1 pseudogene is annotated in these 424 nt (G+C 76.2%); it reads right to left on the bottom strand.

The annotated features are described in order from the left end of the window. Positions 1-424 (bottom strand): annotated as a pseudogene (locus LPA54_RS39890) (hypothetical protein); the annotation flags it as partial.

The following is a 424-nucleotide window of genomic DNA, read 5'->3' as shown; positions in this document are numbered from 1 at the left end:
CGCCCCGGGGGGCCGGGACGGCGGCGGTGGCCGTGTGCCGGGAGCGGGAGGCCGCGAACGGGTCCTCCAGTTGCGGCATCCGCCACGGCGGCACCCACGTGTCCAGCGCCGGCAGCCGGCCGGGGAAGACGCGCCCCGCCTCGCGGATCAGCAGCGGCGCCAGGTCCGCCGCGCCCTTGCGCAGGGTGGTGATCAGCAGCGGCAGCCACGGCAGCAGCACCGTGTCCGGCAGGCGGCCGAACGCCTTGGACACCGCCTCCACCACCACGTCCGCCAGCCCCGGCACCGGCTCCAGCGCGTGGACGAAACCGTGGAGGTAGCGCGGGTAGGAGGGCACCACCAGCGGGTTGTCCAGCAACGCGTCGCACCGGTCGCGCAGTTCGGCGCGCGACAACGTGCCGAGCTGCACCTGCGCCGCCCACAG

It is taken from the genome of Streptomyces sp. DH12, from assembly GCF_020873895.1.
Lineage (GTDB): Bacteria > Actinomycetota > Actinomycetes > Streptomycetales > Streptomycetaceae > Streptomyces.
Note: the sequence above shows the minus strand (reverse complement) of the source record. Positions and strands in the feature narration are given on the sequence as shown.